This window comes from Streptomyces sp. NPDC088746 (genome assembly GCF_044751065.1).
Taxonomy (GTDB): Bacteria; Actinomycetota; Actinomycetes; order Streptomycetales; family Streptomycetaceae; genus Streptomyces.
This window is the reverse complement of sequence record NZ_JBIVLA010000005.1, coordinates 135751-151042: the sequence shown is the minus strand read 5'-3', so window position 1 is coordinate 151042 and position 15292 is coordinate 135751. Positions and strand designations below refer to the sequence as shown.

Below are 15292 nucleotides of genomic sequence, written 5' to 3'. Positions count from 1 at the left end.
GGTGGCAGGGGACAGGGGAACAGGCACGTGGACAGGAAAACACCCGGCTCGGCCGGCGGCGACGCCTCCACGGTCAGGGACGTCGCCAAACGCGCCGGAGTCTCCGCCTCCACCGTCTCGCGGGTGCTGGGCGGCACCTATCCGGTCGCCGCCGCGACCAGGACCAGGGTGCTCCGCGCCATGCGCGACCTCGACTACGTCGTCAACGCGCACGCCCGCGCGCTCGGAGGCGCCACGAACAAGACGGTCGCCTTCGTCGTCGACGACGTGACGGGCCCCTTCTACGCCCATGTCGCGCGCGGCGTGGAGGAGCAGGCGTCCGCCGAGGGCCGGCTGTGCATGCTCTGCACGACGCACGGCGACCCCCAACGCGTCCTCGCCGTCGTCGAGATGATGCGCGAGCAGCGGGCCGACGCGGTCATCGTCGTCGGCGGCGCCTGGGAGGACAAGGCCTACCAGGACCGGATGATGCACTTCGCGCACGCGCTGGACCGCGCCGGTTCGCGGCTGGTGCTCGTCGGCAGGCCACCGCTCGGGCCCGGGGTGCCCGCCACCGTCGTCGAGTACGACAACGAGGGCGGCGCCTTCGCGATGACCACCCACCTGCTGAGCTCGGGACACCAGCGGATCGCCTATCTCGGCGCCGTACCCGGGCTGAGCACGAGCAGGCAGCGCACCGACGGCTTCCGCCGTGCCCACGAGATGCTCGGTCTCGCACCGGACCCGAAGCTGATCAGGGAAGGCGATTTCACCCGCTCCTACGGTTATCGCGGGACCCGTGAACTCCTCGCTGACGGCGTCGACTTCACCGCGATCTTCGCCGGTACGGACATGGTGGCGGCCGGAGCCATGCAAGCGCTGCGCGAGGGAGGGCTGAGAGTGCCCGACGACGTGTCGGTGGTCGGATACGACGACGTCCCGGTGGCGATCGACGTCGTCCCGGCGCTGACGACGGTGAGCATCCCGCACGAGGAGCTGGGGCGCACCGCCGTACGGCTCGCGCTGCACCGGGACGACTTCCCGGAGAGCCAGCACCAGGTTCTCGGCACCCACATCGTGGTACGGGACTCGACCCGCCGGCCAGGCCGCTGAGCACGAGCAGTCGCGTGCAGGTCGCCATCACAGGGAGCCCAGGAAACCGGTCTCTGTCCGCCTGACTGGGCATCCGTTCGGCCCACGGGTCGATCGAACCTGCCTCGAAATATGGCGATCAGTTCGAAATACCGTACCTGACACGGGTACTTCCCGGAAACCTGAGATTTTCAGGTCCGACATCTTGTCCGGGCCCGGCCTCCGCTCTAGCTTCCATAGAGACCGATTTCTAGGCACCGGTTTCTGTCCCGGCGCCGTCGTGTCCAAGACACCCACGCAGTAACCCCGAGGAGGGGTCCATGAACGGCAAGCACCTCAGACTGGCCGCAACGGGCATCGCCGCCCTTTCCGTCGTCCTCACCGGCTGCGGCAGCGGCACGGACACGCAGGACGCGGCCTCGGAGGGGCCGGTCACCATCGAGTGGTGGTCCTGGGAGGAGAGCAAGTACACCGAACCCGTGGCAGCGAAGTTCAACGCCACCCACGAGGACATCAAGATCAAGCTGGTCAAGCAGGCGGACAATCCGGGAACCGCGCAGAACGTGCGCAACGTGGTGGCCTCGGGCAAGGACGTCCCGTGCCTGGTGAAGAACTTCGGCGAGGTGCCGGGGCTGGTCGGCGAGGGCCTCCTGTCCGACATCACCGAGGCATTCGAGCCGCACGCGAAGAAGGGCGTCTTCAACGAGCAGGCACTCCCCGCTGTCCGGGCGGGCGGCAGGTACTTCGCCGTACCGACCGGGTTCAACCCCTCGTTCCTCATGATCAACCGCAAGGTCTACGACCGGTACGGCGTCCAGCCCCCGAAGACCTGGGACGACCTGATCAGCGCGGGCAAGGAGCTCAAGAAGCACGGCGTCTACGTGATGAACCTCGCCGGCGAGGACCCGTCGACGCTGGTCAACCTCGTGCAGCAGGCCGGCGGCAGCTGGTACGAACAGGGCGAGGACGCATGGAAGGTCGACTTCCTGTCGCCCGAGTCGCTCAAGGCGGCAGACGTCGTGCAGCAGCTCGTCGACAACGACCTGGTCGCCAACCAGACCTACCAGGACCGCCCCGCGCTCATCAACTACTTCGACTCGGGGAAGATGGTCTCCCTCCCCACCCAGACCTGGCAGTTGCCGAACTACGAGCTCAACTACAAGCAGTCGCTGGGGGACTGGGAGCCGATCGACCTGCCCCAGTTCGCCGGCGCCGAGTTCGTCACTCCGGCCCACAGCGCCAACAGCGGGCTCCTCGTCCCCAAGGGCTGCAAGCACGTCGAGGAAGCCGTCGAGGCCGGCGTGTGGATGAACACCACGAAGGAAGCCGTCGACGCCACGTACCAGAAGGACACCAAGCAGTACTCCTGGCCGGGCGCCATGCCCGACGTCACGCCGTGGGTGGACTCCACGGTTCCCGAGAAGCTGTTCGGGCCCAGCAAGTCCGAGGCCAGGGGCGTGATCCTCAAGTCCGTGAAGGCCGCCAAGGACTCGTGGACCGTGGGCCCCAACTACACAGGTGTCTTCGCCGAACTGCAGGACCAGTGGGCCAGGATCGTGACCAAGAAGATCACGGTGGAGCAGGCGCTGAAGCACCTCCAGGAGTTCACGGTCAAGGACCTGAAGTCGAAGAACATCAACGTCGAAGGCTGAGCACACCGTGAGCCGCACCATGGATACACCGGCCGGCCCGCGCGCCACCCCACGCCTGGGATGGAAGCGGATCATGGCCCTCAAAGGGGCTTCCTTCACCCTCCCCTTCTTTCTCGGGTTCGCCCTGTTCACCGCCGTTCCGATGGTCATGGCCCTCAAGGAGAGCCTCTACACGGAGAAGGGGTCCGGGCTCGGCTTCGGTGCGAAGACCGTCGAATTCGTCGGCCTGGACAACTTCGTCCAGGGCTTCAGCGACGGGCGCTTCTGGGCCTCGATGCTGCGTGTCGCACTCTTCGCCGTCATCAGCATCCCGCTGATCCAGGTGGCGAGCGTCGGCCTCGCACTCCTGCTCGACGCCTCCGCCCAGCGGGTCGCCGACCGCTTCCGGATCCCGCTGCTCGTTCCGTACATGATCCCGGGCATCGTCGCCACACTCATCTGGATCTACCTCTACAGTCCGGCGGTCGGGCCGCTGACCCCCTTCCTGGCCCTCTTCGGCATCGAGGCCGACTTCTACAGCGGCGAACTGATCTGGGTGTCCATCGGCAACCTGATGGCCTGGAGCGGTATCGGCTTCAACATGCTCATCGTCTACGCGGCGCTCCGCTCCGTGGACGCCGGCGTGTACGACGCGGCCCGCATCGACGGAGCCTCCGAGTGGCGGATCGCCTGGTCCATCAAGGTGCCCCTGGTGCGGCGTTCCCTGGTGCTCACCACCGTCCTGAGCATCATCGGCACGCTGCAGATCTTCAGCGACCCCATGCTGTTCAAGTCGATGGCCCCGGAGACCGTCACCCGCGACTTCACCCCGATCATGAGCATCTACGACTGGGCGTTCCAGCAGGGCAACTTCAACTACGCCGCCGCCCTGTCGGTCATCCTGGCGCTCGTCGTCGGCGCCGCGTCCGCGCTCTTCTACCGGCTCACGAACAAGGCGCCCACCTCATGACAACGACTCTCCCCGCAGCTCCCGCGAAGGACCCCGGAACCACCGGGCGAAGGCCCGTGAACCCCCGGGCCGGTACGGGCCGCGTCCGGCACAGCAGGCGCACCAAGGCCCTCGTCCTGGGAGGGCTGGTCTTCTTCACGATCTACTCCCTGGCGCCCATCTGGTGGCTGATCGTCTCCGCGACCAAGAGCCAGCGTGACCTCTACACCAGCAACGGCCTCTGGTTCGCGGACATGCACCTCATGGACAACCTGAGGCAGCTGTTCACCTACCAGGACGGCATCTTCCTCAAATGGATGTGGAACACCGTCTTCTACGGTGTGGTCGGCACCACCGGCATGACACTGCTCTGCGTCGCCTGCGGTTACGGCCTGGCGATGTACGACTTCAAGGGCCGCGGCTTCCTCATGGGATGCATCATCGGCTCGTTCCTCGTCCCGCACGCCCTGCTCACGATCCCGTCCTTCCTGCTCTTCACCGACCTCCAGATGATCGACACCCCCTGGGCGATCATCGTGCCGAGCTTCTTCAACGCCTTCTCCGTCTACCTCGCCAAGGTGTACGCGGAGGGCGCCATCCCGCCCGAACTGCTGGAGGCCGCACGGATCGACGGTGCGGGGGAGTACCGCATCTTCTTCACCATCGGCGCCCGGCTGATGTCGACGGGCGCGGCCACGGTCTTCCTGCTCGGCTTCGTCGGTTCGTGGAACTCCTTCTTCGGGCCGCTCGTCTTCCTGCGGAGCCCGGAGAAGTGGACCGTCATGGTCGGGCTCTACTCATGGCTCAAGGTCAAGGTCGACGCCTCGGCCGACCTCACCGGCATGGTCGTCGTCGGCTCCATGATCTCGCTCGTCCCGATGGTCGTCCTGATGCTCTCGATGCAGCGCTACTGGCGCTCCGGCGTCACGCTCGGCTCGCTGAAGTAGGCACCTGGCTCGGGCCGCCGGCCGTCCTTTCCCCGTATCCCGTATCCGTCCCAGAGAGGACGATCCGTATGAGTACCGAGATCAGCCGGAGATCAGTGCTGCGTACCGCCGCGGTCACGACCGGCACGGTCGCCGCAGGCGGCCTGCTCGGGTATCCGCCCGCACCACTCGCAGCGGCGGCGGAGCCCTCCGGTGCCGGCGCCCGCCCCGGTCGGCTGGACATGATCGACTTCGGTGATCCCGCCTCCGAGTCCGCGCACGCACTCGCCGCCGAGTCGACCGAAGCCGTGGACGGGCACGCCGGCGACCGGGCCAGGGTCGCCAAGCCCCTCGACACCCCTGGCATCAAGGGCGGCGAACTCGCCTTCACGCTGAAGACCGATCCCGTGGCCCAGAACTACCTGACGGTGAAGTTCTGGGGCGGTGACACCTCGACGTACAAGACGATCGCCTACATCAACGGCGAACAGATCGGCTACCGCCGCTCAGGAGACTACGAAGCCATCAACACGGGCGGTTCCCGCCCCCTGGTGGGGCGCTTCTTCTACAACACGGTGATGCTCCCCCTGGAATCGACGCGCGGCCAGGACCAGGTGCGCATCACGCTGCGCACCTACGACAGCGGATTCGTCAAGGACGTCACCGAGGACTCCCGCGGCTACTACCGCGCCTACACCCACACCGGCGCCCTGCTCGACGTCGACGGTGAGCCGCAAGGCGACTTCGTTCCGCCTGCCTCCCCTGCTCCCGACCTCACGGACGCCGAGAAGCAGGCCCTCGTCGACGGATATCTGGCCGCCCAGATCAAGCTGTTCCACGACTACTCGGCCAAGGTCGACAGCGCCGCCGACGGCCGGCTGTCCATCGTCCGCTACCAGGACGAACTCCGGTTCTACGCCGCCGCGCTGACCGCCGACTGGTGCCCGGCGCGCACCGCCGCCGAGCGGACGGCAGCCGTGCGCCGCGTCCTGAAGTGCGTCGACAACCACACCAGGGACTACTACGCCGACACCAGGCTGCTCGCCCGAGGCGGTCACCAGGGGGACTGGGGCGGCTACTACGGCGCCCTCGGCGAAGCGCTCTACCTGGTCGAGAACCTGCTCGCCGACGACGAGGTCCTGGGGTCGGCGGCCTTCGACGCCTACCTGGACGAACGCTTCGTCACCGGCACCACCGAGGGTGAAACCTCCCTGGCGGACACGGACTTCGACGGCGGCCCGCTCACCCGTCGTGCTGCCTGGGGCCGGGTCCTGAAGGCGAACTTCGACTATGCCCGCTCCAGGCTCTCGTACATCTACAACCAGGTGATGTACACCTACGAAGGCGCCTGGGAGGCGCACGAGGGCCTGCGGGTCATCGGCTCCGGGTTCTACGAGGGCAGGAAGCGCAGCCACCGGATCGCGGGCGAAGCGCTCGGCTGGGAGCCGTTCCTGGGTGAGGAGGTCCTCGTCGGGCCCGACGGCCAGGACCTCGACCTCTACCACTCGCTCTTCTACCACGACACCACGGCTCGCTGGACCGACGACTACCTCCGCTTCGTCATCAAGGGGCTGGCCAGGAGCAAGCTCGACAAGCACGGGAACGTCGTCCGCCGCCGGCCCTTCGGCGACCACTTCACCACCGTCACCGAGGCCGGTCTCACCCGCGAGAACGGCTACGTGGCCAACTACGGCGAAGCGACGAACTACCTGCCCGAGTGGTTCCACCGCACCTGGGGGCACAAGGGCGACGAGGAGCTCAACGACCGGATCCTGCGGCACGCCCTGCGCAACCTGGACGCTCGCGCGCAGGCCCGCCACACCGATGTCGACGACAAGCTCCAGCGTGTCATGCGCATGGAAATGGTGATCGACGAGCGCAACACCAACTACCCGGGATTTCCCGGCTACGCCCTCCGCATCTCGGAGGGCAAGATCCTCAACTACGTCTCCCTCGAGAAGCACATGCGTGACCACGCCGACCGCTATCGGGGCGCGAGCTGGAAGGAGACCTGGGAACACGCCCGGGCCGCCGTCGGCTACGCCCAGCAGCAGCTCGCCGACCACCAGTACTTCAACTCGTTCGCCTCCGTCATGGCCAAGAAGAACTGCGACCTGAAGCTCGCGGACACCTACGCCTACCTCAAGGACCGCGAACCCGCCGGGATCGTCCACCCGCACACCGACTTCGCCTACTACTCGAAGGCCGAGATCAAGGCGCTGGGCGTCGACCCGTCCGACTACGAACGCTTCGCCTGGACCGACGTGGACTGCATGTTCGTCTCCGTACGCGACGGCGACCTGCACATCTTCGGGCAGCTCAACGAACGCCAGCGCGGCTTCGCCCGGAACGGCCGTCTCCACGTCATCAACGGCACGCACGACAACATCGTGCAGATCAACACCGACGCCCGCTTCCGGTTCGACGACTACTGGATCCGCCACGACAACATCGACGTCGACTTCATGGAGGACCAGCAGACAGCCGACGGCACGGCGCCGCAGGCTCTCGCGGGAGAAATCGCCCCGGTCACCTTCCAGCCGGGCGTCGGAACCGTCAACCGGGACAACTTCGAGGCCGATCACGCCTATTCGGGCTACCCGGACCTGCTCACCGCCCGCTACGGCCGCTACTTCTTCGTCTTCAACACCACGCGAGCGGTCTACGGCAACGAGCAGACGTTCACCGTCGAGCTCCCGGAAGACCATCGTGGTGGCACCGTCCTGGACCTGGTCACCGGCAAGGACCTGCCCCTTCACAAGGGTGCGGTGCGCATCGAGCCCCGGCGCGGCTATGTCCTCAGGCTCTCCGACTCCACCGACCAGGGCGCCCCCGGCCCCGCCCACGTCGACTTCGTACACACCCTGCCCGGGGACGACTCCATCACCGTGACCTGGCAGACCACCGCCGGCGCCACCCACTACGAGGTGCGCAGGGCAACCCGCGCCCGCGGCCCGTACACCGTCCTCGCACCCCGGGTCACCGGCCGCTGCTTCACCGACTCGACGGCCCGACGCGGCAGTGCCTACCACTACACCGTCACCGCCGTGAACCAGCACGGGACCGGCTGGGCCTCGCATGCCGTACGCGGCGAACTGCCCGCCCCCGCTTCGCCGGGGCTGGCCCGTTCCGGCTGGCGCGACGACGCGTTCGGCGGCGCCCGTGAGGGCAGTGCCACCGCACGTGGCACCACACTGCGCGTGATCGGCGTCAAGGGAGCCGGACTCGGGGACGGTGACGACAACAGGCTGCTCGAGCGGGACATCCGGGACGCTCTCCACTACGTCAGCCGCCCCGCCGAGGGCGGCTTCACCCTGACCGCGCGCATCGACGCCCACCGCGGCCCGCTCACCGGCCTGATGCTCCGCGACCGCCTCGTCGCCGACACCCGCTACCTGTACTTCGGCCCGGACGCCGACGGAAAGCTCGTGTTCCGCAACCGCACGCGCGACAGCCGGCACGACTGGCAGGACGATCCACGCAGCCCGCTCACCGCGGACCTGCCGGAACATACCGTCGCCGCCACCCCGTACCTGCGCCTCGTCCGGGACCTCGCCACCCACCGAGTCCAGGCCCAGGTCTCCGCCGACGGCGCGACCTGGACTTCCGTGGCCTCGCTCTTCACCCCCTTTCCGTACGCCGTGCACGCGGGGTTGGCAGCCACCGGGGACGCCACGTTCAGCAGGGTGGCCCTCGGGCCGATCGCACCCGGTGCCGTTCTCGCGTTCGTCGAGCGGAAGGACGACACGGCCGTCGTCCGCTGGAACAAGCCCGAGGACGCCATCGCCTTCACCCTGCATCGCACCACCGACCCGGAGAGGCCGCTCGCCGACTGGGAGGAACTGGTCAGCGGGACGACCGCATACGCGTACACCGACGAGAACCTGCGTCACGGCACCCGCTCCTACAAGGTGTCCGCCACGCTCGTGGGCGGCGGGACCCGCGTCACCACCGAGGCGGTCACCGCCCGTGCCCAGACCCTGGACCAGGTGCTCGCCCGGGCCTCGGCGACCGGTCCGGCGGCATGGACGAAGCGCAGCCACGCCGCGTTCACCACCGAGATCGCACGCATCGAGACGGCCGGCGGGAAACCGGGAGCGGACGAGGACGCCCTGATCGACGCCGTGTACGACGCCTACGACCTGCTGGTCTCCCGCGACACACTGCTCACGAAATTTCCCGTCACCCGGGAGATGGTGGCGGCCTCGACCGTCGAATGGCCCGGCACCGGCACCAAGGAGTCCAACGGCTGGCGGGCCTTCGACGGCAGCACCACCACCTACACCGACACCCTCGCCGCCGTGAGCTGGATCGACGTCGACGCCGGCGACGCCGGGCCGGTCACCGTCGACGTCCTGCGCGTCCGCCCGCGGGCCGGCCAGGCCGGCCGCGCCACCGGCACCGTCCTCCAGGGTTCCGACGACGGCACCGCCTGGACGGACCTGCACACCGTCGGGGCGGTCACGGACGGCCAGTGGTACGAGGCGAAGTTGGGCGCGAGGGCCTCCTACCGCCGGATGCGGCTGTACGACGCCCACGACGGCCGGGCCAACCTCGCCGAGGTCGAGTTCTGGTACTACCTGCCCGAGGAGGACTGACCGGCCCGGAGCGGGTGGCCTCAGGCCGGGACCTCAGGTCGTGGTCGCGGACGGAGGCCACACCGTCCCGACCAGGGCCGCGAGGTCCCGTGGCCGCTCCTCGTGGAGATAGTGACCGCAGCCCTCCCACACGACCGTCCGCGAACCCGGCGGCGCGTGCGTGGCGGCCTCCCAGGCCGCCGCCCGCCGCGTCGAGTACACCGAGAGGACCGGGCAGCGGCGGCCGGCCAAATAGGCGGCCGCCGCCTCCCGCGATCCGAAGGCGTCAGGAGCCAGATACATACCGTCCCGGCACAACGCCAGCACCTCGGGATCCATGGCGGCCATCAGCCGCTCGTGCCGCGCCCGCGACGCCTCGGGCACCCCGGGTCCGAACGCGCCCGCCACGAACCGGACCGCCCACCCCGCCCCTTCCGCGCGCAGGGCCCGCTGCTCCCCGGGCAGGCGCCCCAGCTCCGCCGCGTCCGCGCCGTACGCCGGATCCAGCACGACCAGCGCACGGACCAGCCCGGGATGCTCGACGGCGAGCGCGGTGACCGCCTGGCCCCCCATCGAGTGGCCCACCGCCACCACCGGACCCGTGCCCAGACGCCTCACCAGCGCGGCGAGGTCCGCCGCGAAGTCCCGGGGCCCGTAACCGGAGGACGGACGCGGGGAACGCCCATGGCCCCGCAGATCGGGTACGACCACCCGCCGGTGTGCCCACAGCCGGCGGTGCGCGGCCCACTCCGCTCCGTCGCCGCCCCAGCCGTGCACCAGCAGCAGCGCGGGGCCCTTCCCCCGCTGGTCGACGTGGTGCAGTGGCACGGGGGCGGCGGACGGTGACGCAGGCATGGGGGGATCGTAGAACGGGGCGGACAGGGCGCACCGGCGACCGCGTCCCGAAAACTTTCGCGGCCCGGCCCCCGTGACGACACGGTGGCCCGACGCCACACATGATGGGCCCCGGCCGCCCGTCCCCTCGCCCCTCGGAGCCCGCGTTGCCCAGCCTGTCGGTCCTCGTCTACACCCGCACCACCGCCTATCGGCACGACTCCATCCCCGACGGCGTCACGGCCTTCAGGGAACTGGGCGCGGAACACGGTTTCACCGTCGACGCCACGGAGCGGCCGGAGGTCTTCGAGGACGGGCTCGGCGGATACGCGGCCGTCGTCTTCCTCTCCACCAGCGGTGAGGTCCTCACCCCGCGGGGGCGCGAGGCCCTCCGGGCCCATTGCGCGGCGGGCGGCGGGTTCATGGGCGTACACGCCGCAGCCTGCACCGAGTACGACTGGCCGTTCTACGGCGACCTCCTCGGCGCCCGCTTCGCCCGCCACCCCGACCTGCAGCCGGGCACCCTCACCGTGGAGGACCACGACCACCCGTCGACCCGGCACCTGGGCGCGGCCTGGCGCCTGACCGACGAGTGGTACGACTTCACCACCAATCCGCGCGGCGCCGTACGCGTGCTGGCCCGCGCCGACGAGTCCACGTACGAGGGCGGGGGCATGGGCACCGACCACCCCCTGGTCTGGGCCCATGAACACGGTGGCGCCCAGGTCTTCTACACCGGCCTCGGCCACACCCGCGAGGTGTACAGCGACCCCGCCTTCCGTGCCCACCTCCTCGGCGGACTCCGTCAGGTGATGAGGCGCGGCTGAACCCCGCGCATCCCGTGACCCCGCACGTTCCGTATCCCCACGACGAATCGGAGATCCCCATGCCACAGCACCCGGACGACCGCACGCCCCGGCACCGGCTCTCCCGCCGCGGCCTCCTGAAGCTCACCGGAGGCCTGGCGGTGGCCGGAGCCGCAGGCGGTACGGCGGCGATCACCAGCGGGGGCAGCGCGGACGCCGCTCCCGCCGCGTTCACCCACCCCGGACTGCTGCACGCCTACGGCGAACTCAACCGGGCCAAGGTGAGGGTGGCCGCCGGCACCGACCCATGGCTGGCCGGCTGGAACAGGCTGACCGCCAACTCCCACTCCCAGTCCACCTGGACCCCGCACCCCGTGGCCACCGTCATCCGGGGCGGCACCGGCGAGAACTACGGCTCGCTCTACAACGACATCCACGCCGCCTACCAGAACGCGCTCCGATGGAAGATCGCGGGAACGGCCGCCCACGGCGACTGCGCCGTCGCCATCCTCAACGCCTGGTCCTCCACCCTGACGACCGTCACCGGCAACGCCGACCGATTCCTCGCTGCCGGGCTCTACGGCTGGCAGTTCGCCAACGCCGCCGAACTGATGCGTGACCATTCCGGTTTCGACCTCGGCCGGTTCCGCACGATGATGAAGGAGGTCTTCCACCCGCTCAACGAGCAGTTCCTCACGGGGCACAACGACGCCTGCATCACCAACTACTGGGCGAACTGGGACCTGTGCAACGTCGCGTCGGTGATGGCCATCGGCATCCTCTGCGACGACCCCGCCCTGTACGACCGGGCCGTGGACTACTTCAAGAACGGTGAGGGCAACGGCGCGATCCGCAAGGCGGTCCCCTTCCTGCACCCCGACGGCCTGGCCCAGTGGCAGGAATCCGGCCGCGACCAGGGCCACACCATGATGGGAATGGGGCAGATGGGCGCGATCTGCGAAATGGCCTGGAACCAGGGCGACGACCTGTACGGCTACGACGACAACCGCTTCATGAAGGCCGCGCAACGTCGCCAAGTACAACCTCGGTCAGAGCGTGCCGTTCACCACGTACTCCTGGGGCAGCGGCCAGAACTGTGCCTACAACGAGCACACGGCCATATCCGCCTCCGCGCGGGGACAGAGCCGGCCCGTGTGGGACCTGCTCCACTACCACTACGCGCGCCGTCGGGGCCTCGCGGTGCCGTACATCACCGCCATGGCCGAGCAGGGCAGACCTGAGGGCGGCGGCGGGGACTACGGGACCAACAGCGGAGGCTTCGACCAGCTGGGATTCGGCACCCTGCTCTACGCCAAGTGACGCGTGGGCCGCGCCCCTTCGGACCCGAGGGGCGCGGCGCACGGTCGGGCGTCAGTCCGTCACGGCCTGGAAGCCCACGGTGAGCACGGCCGGCCCGGGCAGCAGCCGGTGGGCGGGGAGCACACCGGGGCCGCAGGAGGCGCTGCCGATGCCCTGCTGGGCCAGGTCGACGTTGACGTACAGGGCGTCGCGCGGGACGAGGTCCGTCGGATGACGGGCCGCGTCGAGGTCCTCGCTCGTCCACGGGCGGACCGAGAGCCCGAAATGCGGGGCGCCCAGGACCAGGAGTCCCTCGCCCGCCTCGTCCGTCAGCCGGGCCCATCGCACGTCCGTCCGGGCGCCGTTCTCCTGCGGGAAGAGGTACGGCGTCTGCAGCCCGGCCACGGAGGAGCGGAAGCGGCTGACCCGCGCTGCGGCCCTGGTGTCCGGGTAGGCCTCGCCGGGGCCGGCGCCGAACCAGGTGACCGTCGAGAGAGACGGGGCCACCGTCGCCCGCACCCCCAGCCGGGGCAGCGGGAACGGCCACTCGCCCGTCGGGCGTACCTCCAGCGTCAGCCACAGGCGGTCCGGTGTGTCCTCGGGGACCGACCAGCGGTAGTCGGCGGCCAGCGCCGCGTCCGTACCGGCCGCCGCGACCCGTGTGCGCACCGTCAGCCCGTCCGGCCCGGGCTCCACTGCGAGGACCTTGTGCTCCAGCCGGTCGAGTCCGGCCGCCCGCCAGCGTTCGGCGACCGAGCCGCGCCAGCCGCGCAGATCGTTGTCGGTGGGTGCCCGCCACAGATCCAGTCGCAGGTCCTCGACCGCGTGTTCGCCGATCCGGGCCAGTCGCCCCGAGCGCACGTCGAACGCGGCGGGGCCGAGAGTGAGGAGCCGCCCGGACCGAACCGGAGCGGAACCCGGAGCGACGGCCCGTACGGCCGGGAGCGCCTCCAGCAGGGTCTGCTGCCACGCGACCTCGTGCCCGGCCGGCGCCCAGGGCAGGTCCGTCGCCAGGACGGCCCGGACCGTCAGCCACCGCTCGCCCCCGGCCGCCGTGCCCGCCGCCTTCCGGAGCTCCGAGGGCCAGGGAACGAAGACCGTTTCCCCCGCCGGCACGACGGGGAACGCGCACTCACCGTCCGCGACCGGATCCCCGCCGTCCTCGATCTGCCACAGCCAGCGCAGTGCGGCCGTGTCGGCGAAGTCCTGGCCGTTGCGCACCGACACCGTGGCGGACGCCGCGTCGATGGCGATCGCCACGGGCTCGATGACCTTCTTGTACTCGACGAGGCCGGGCGACGGGGTCCGGTCGGGGAAGACCAGCCCGTCGGCGACGAAGTTGCTGTCGTGGACGGGCTCGCCGAAATCACCGCCGTACGCGAAGAACCCGCGTCCGTCGGGGGTGTGCTGCCGGATGCCGTGGTCGATCCACTCCCACACGAACCCGCCCTGGCAGCGCGGATGCTGTTCGAACAGGCGCTGGTACTCGCTCAGTCCGCCCGGACCGTTGCCCATGGCGTGGGCGTACTCGCAGAGGATGAAGGGCAGGGACCGCCGGTGCCCGTCGAGCTCCGGGTCGGTCGTCGGCTCCTCCGCCCGCCTGCCGATACGGTCCGTCTCGTCGTGGTCGGCGTACATCCTGCTGTAGACGTCGACGTATCCGCTGTCCCAGTCACCCTCGTAGTGGACCGGCCGCGCGGGATCACGTTCGTGCGTCCAGTCGGCCATGGCGCGCAGATTGTCCCCGGTGCCGGACTCGTTGCCCAGGGACCACATGATGACGCTCGGGTGGTTCTTGTCCCGTTCGACCATCCGGCTCATCCGGTCCAGATACGCCTCGCGCCAGGCCGGGTCGGCGCTGGGGTTGTCCCGCCAGCCGTTGAGGTGGAAGCCGTGGGTCTCCAGATCGCACTCGTCGATCACCCACAGCCCCAGCTCGTCGCAGAGCGAGAGGAACGTGCGGTCCGGCGGATAGTGGCTGGTGCGCACGGCGTTGATGTTGTGCCGCTTCATGAGCTCGATGTCCTGGAGCATGGTGGCGCGGTCCAGGGTGCGGCCGGTCTCCGGGTGCCATTCATGCCGGTTGACGCCGCGGAGCAGGATGCGCCTGCCGTTCACGGTGAGCAGCCCGTCCTCCACGGCCACCCGCCGGAAACCGACACGCAGCGGGACGCGTTCGGCCGCAGTGGCGATCACCGCGTCGTACAGCCGGGGTGTCTCGGCCGTCCATGGCTGTACGGGCACGCGCGCGGTCTCCCCCGGGGCCAGGTCGAGGCCCAGCTCCGGGACGGTGATCCTGGCGTCCGGGCCCGCCACGGCGTCGACCCGCAGGACTCCCTCGCCGGTCACCGGATCGAAGTCGGCGTGCACGAACACGTCGTCGATCCCGCCGGACGGCCGGTGCAGCAGACGCACGGACCGGAAGATCCCCGAGACCCACCACATGTCCTGGTCCTCGAGATAGCTGCCCGCCGACCACTGGTGGACGCGGACGGCGAGGACGTTGCGCCCGGGCCGCAGCAGCCCTGCCGTGCCGAACTCGGTCGGCAGCCTGCTGCCCTTGCCGTCTCCGAGGCGGGTCCCGTTGAGCCAGAGGGCGAAGCAGGAGTCGACGCCCTCGAAGCGCAGGACGCTCGCGCCGTCCTCGAAGGGCCAGTCCTCCGGCAGGGTGAACTCGCGCCGGTACTCGCCGGTGGGATTCGCGTCGGGTACGCGGGGCGGGTCGACGGGGAAGGGGAAGACCTGGTTGGTGTACGCGGGGGCGCCGTGCCGTGGTGCACCGGGTATGCCGTCCAGCTGCCAGCAGGAGGGCACGGCGATCGTTCCCCACCCGGCATGGGCCAGGTCAGGCGCCTCGAAGCCGGGTGTCAGGTCGTGGAGTCCGGCGGCGAGACGGAACTGCCAGGTGCCGTCGAGATCCACGGCCGCCGCGTCGGACGCGAGCCCGGCACGCGGGGCCTGCCGGCCGGCACCGGGCGAACGGTTCTCCACATAGTCCAGCGGATCGTCTCCGGGCACGGCAACGGCATCGGAACGGCTCGTCGTCACAGCCGCAGTCCCTTCGTTCGGGCAGCAGGAAGCAGAACTCCTGGCTGAGCCTAGGTCGGCGTCGGGGCCGGCGGGGGCCCGCCGACCGGCCGAAACTTTCGAGAACGCGGTGCGCCTCCGCCCGGGACCCGGGCGGAGGCGCGCTGGGAAA

General features: G+C 69.8%; 8 protein-coding genes and 1 pseudogene. 7 read left to right on the top strand and 2 right to left on the bottom strand.

Annotated features, from left to right (window positions below; all coding sequences use genetic code 11):
* Positions 1-27: 27 nt before the first annotated feature.
* The 5 genes from ACIP63_RS23105 to ACIP63_RS23085 all read left to right on the top strand — a co-directional run bounded on the left by ACIP63_RS23105 (position 28) and on the right by ACIP63_RS23085 (position 9175).
* On the top strand, positions 28-1092 hold the full coding sequence (locus tag ACIP63_RS23105; RefSeq protein ID WP_401518594.1) for a LacI family DNA-binding transcriptional regulator: 1065 nt from the start codon (positions 28-30) through the stop codon (positions 1090-1092).
* A 299-nt stretch (positions 1093-1391) separates the two neighbouring features.
* The gene (locus tag ACIP63_RS23100) at positions 1392-2723 is read left to right on the top strand and encodes an ABC transporter substrate-binding protein (RefSeq protein ID WP_401518593.1); all 1332 of its coding nucleotides are present in this window, start codon (positions 1392-1394) and stop codon (positions 2721-2723) included.
* Between the two features lie 73 nt (positions 2724-2796).
* The gene (locus ACIP63_RS23095) at positions 2797-3672 is read left to right on the top strand and encodes a carbohydrate ABC transporter permease (RefSeq protein ID WP_401518590.1); all 876 of its coding nucleotides are present in this window, start codon (positions 2797-2799) and stop codon (positions 3670-3672) included.
* Complete coding sequence (locus ACIP63_RS23090; RefSeq protein ID WP_401518587.1) at positions 3669-4598, top strand: carbohydrate ABC transporter permease; 930 nt, start codon at positions 3669-3671, stop codon at positions 4596-4598. Before ACIP63_RS23095 ends, ACIP63_RS23090 begins: the two co-directional genes overlap by 4 nt.
* A gap of 68 nt (positions 4599-4666) precedes the next feature.
* Positions 4667-9175, top strand: a complete 4509-nt coding sequence (locus tag ACIP63_RS23085) for a Tat pathway signal protein (protein ID WP_401518584.1) — start codon at positions 4667-4669, stop codon at positions 9173-9175.
* 33 nt (positions 9176-9208) lie between these two features.
* Here ACIP63_RS23085 and ACIP63_RS23080 read toward each other — a convergent pair whose 3' ends face one another.
* The gene (locus ACIP63_RS23080; RefSeq protein ID WP_401518581.1) at positions 9209-10009 is read right to left on the bottom strand and encodes an alpha/beta fold hydrolase; all 801 of its coding nucleotides are present in this window, start codon (positions 10007-10009) and stop codon (positions 9209-9211) included.
* 104 nt (positions 10010-10113) lie between these two features.
* Here ACIP63_RS23080 and ACIP63_RS23075 point away from each other — a divergent pair, with 104 nt between their 5' ends.
* Both ACIP63_RS23075 and ACIP63_RS23070 read left to right on the top strand, forming a co-directional pair.
* Positions 10114-10815: a ThuA domain-containing protein gene (locus ACIP63_RS23075; RefSeq protein WP_401519551.1), complete on the top strand. Its 702-nt coding sequence runs from the start codon at positions 10114-10116 to the stop codon at positions 10813-10815.
* 59 nt (positions 10816-10874) lie between these two features.
* Positions 10875-12114: pseudogene (locus ACIP63_RS23070) on the top strand (alginate lyase family protein).
* A 51-nt stretch (positions 12115-12165) separates the two neighbouring features.
* Here the strand turns inward: ACIP63_RS23070 and ACIP63_RS23065 are convergent.
* Positions 12166-15141 (bottom strand): glycoside hydrolase family 2 TIM barrel-domain containing protein, encoded by a 2976-nt coding sequence (locus ACIP63_RS23065; RefSeq protein ID WP_401518578.1) that lies wholly within the window; start codon positions 15139-15141, stop codon positions 12166-12168.
* Between the last annotated feature and the right edge of the window lie 151 nt (positions 15142-15292).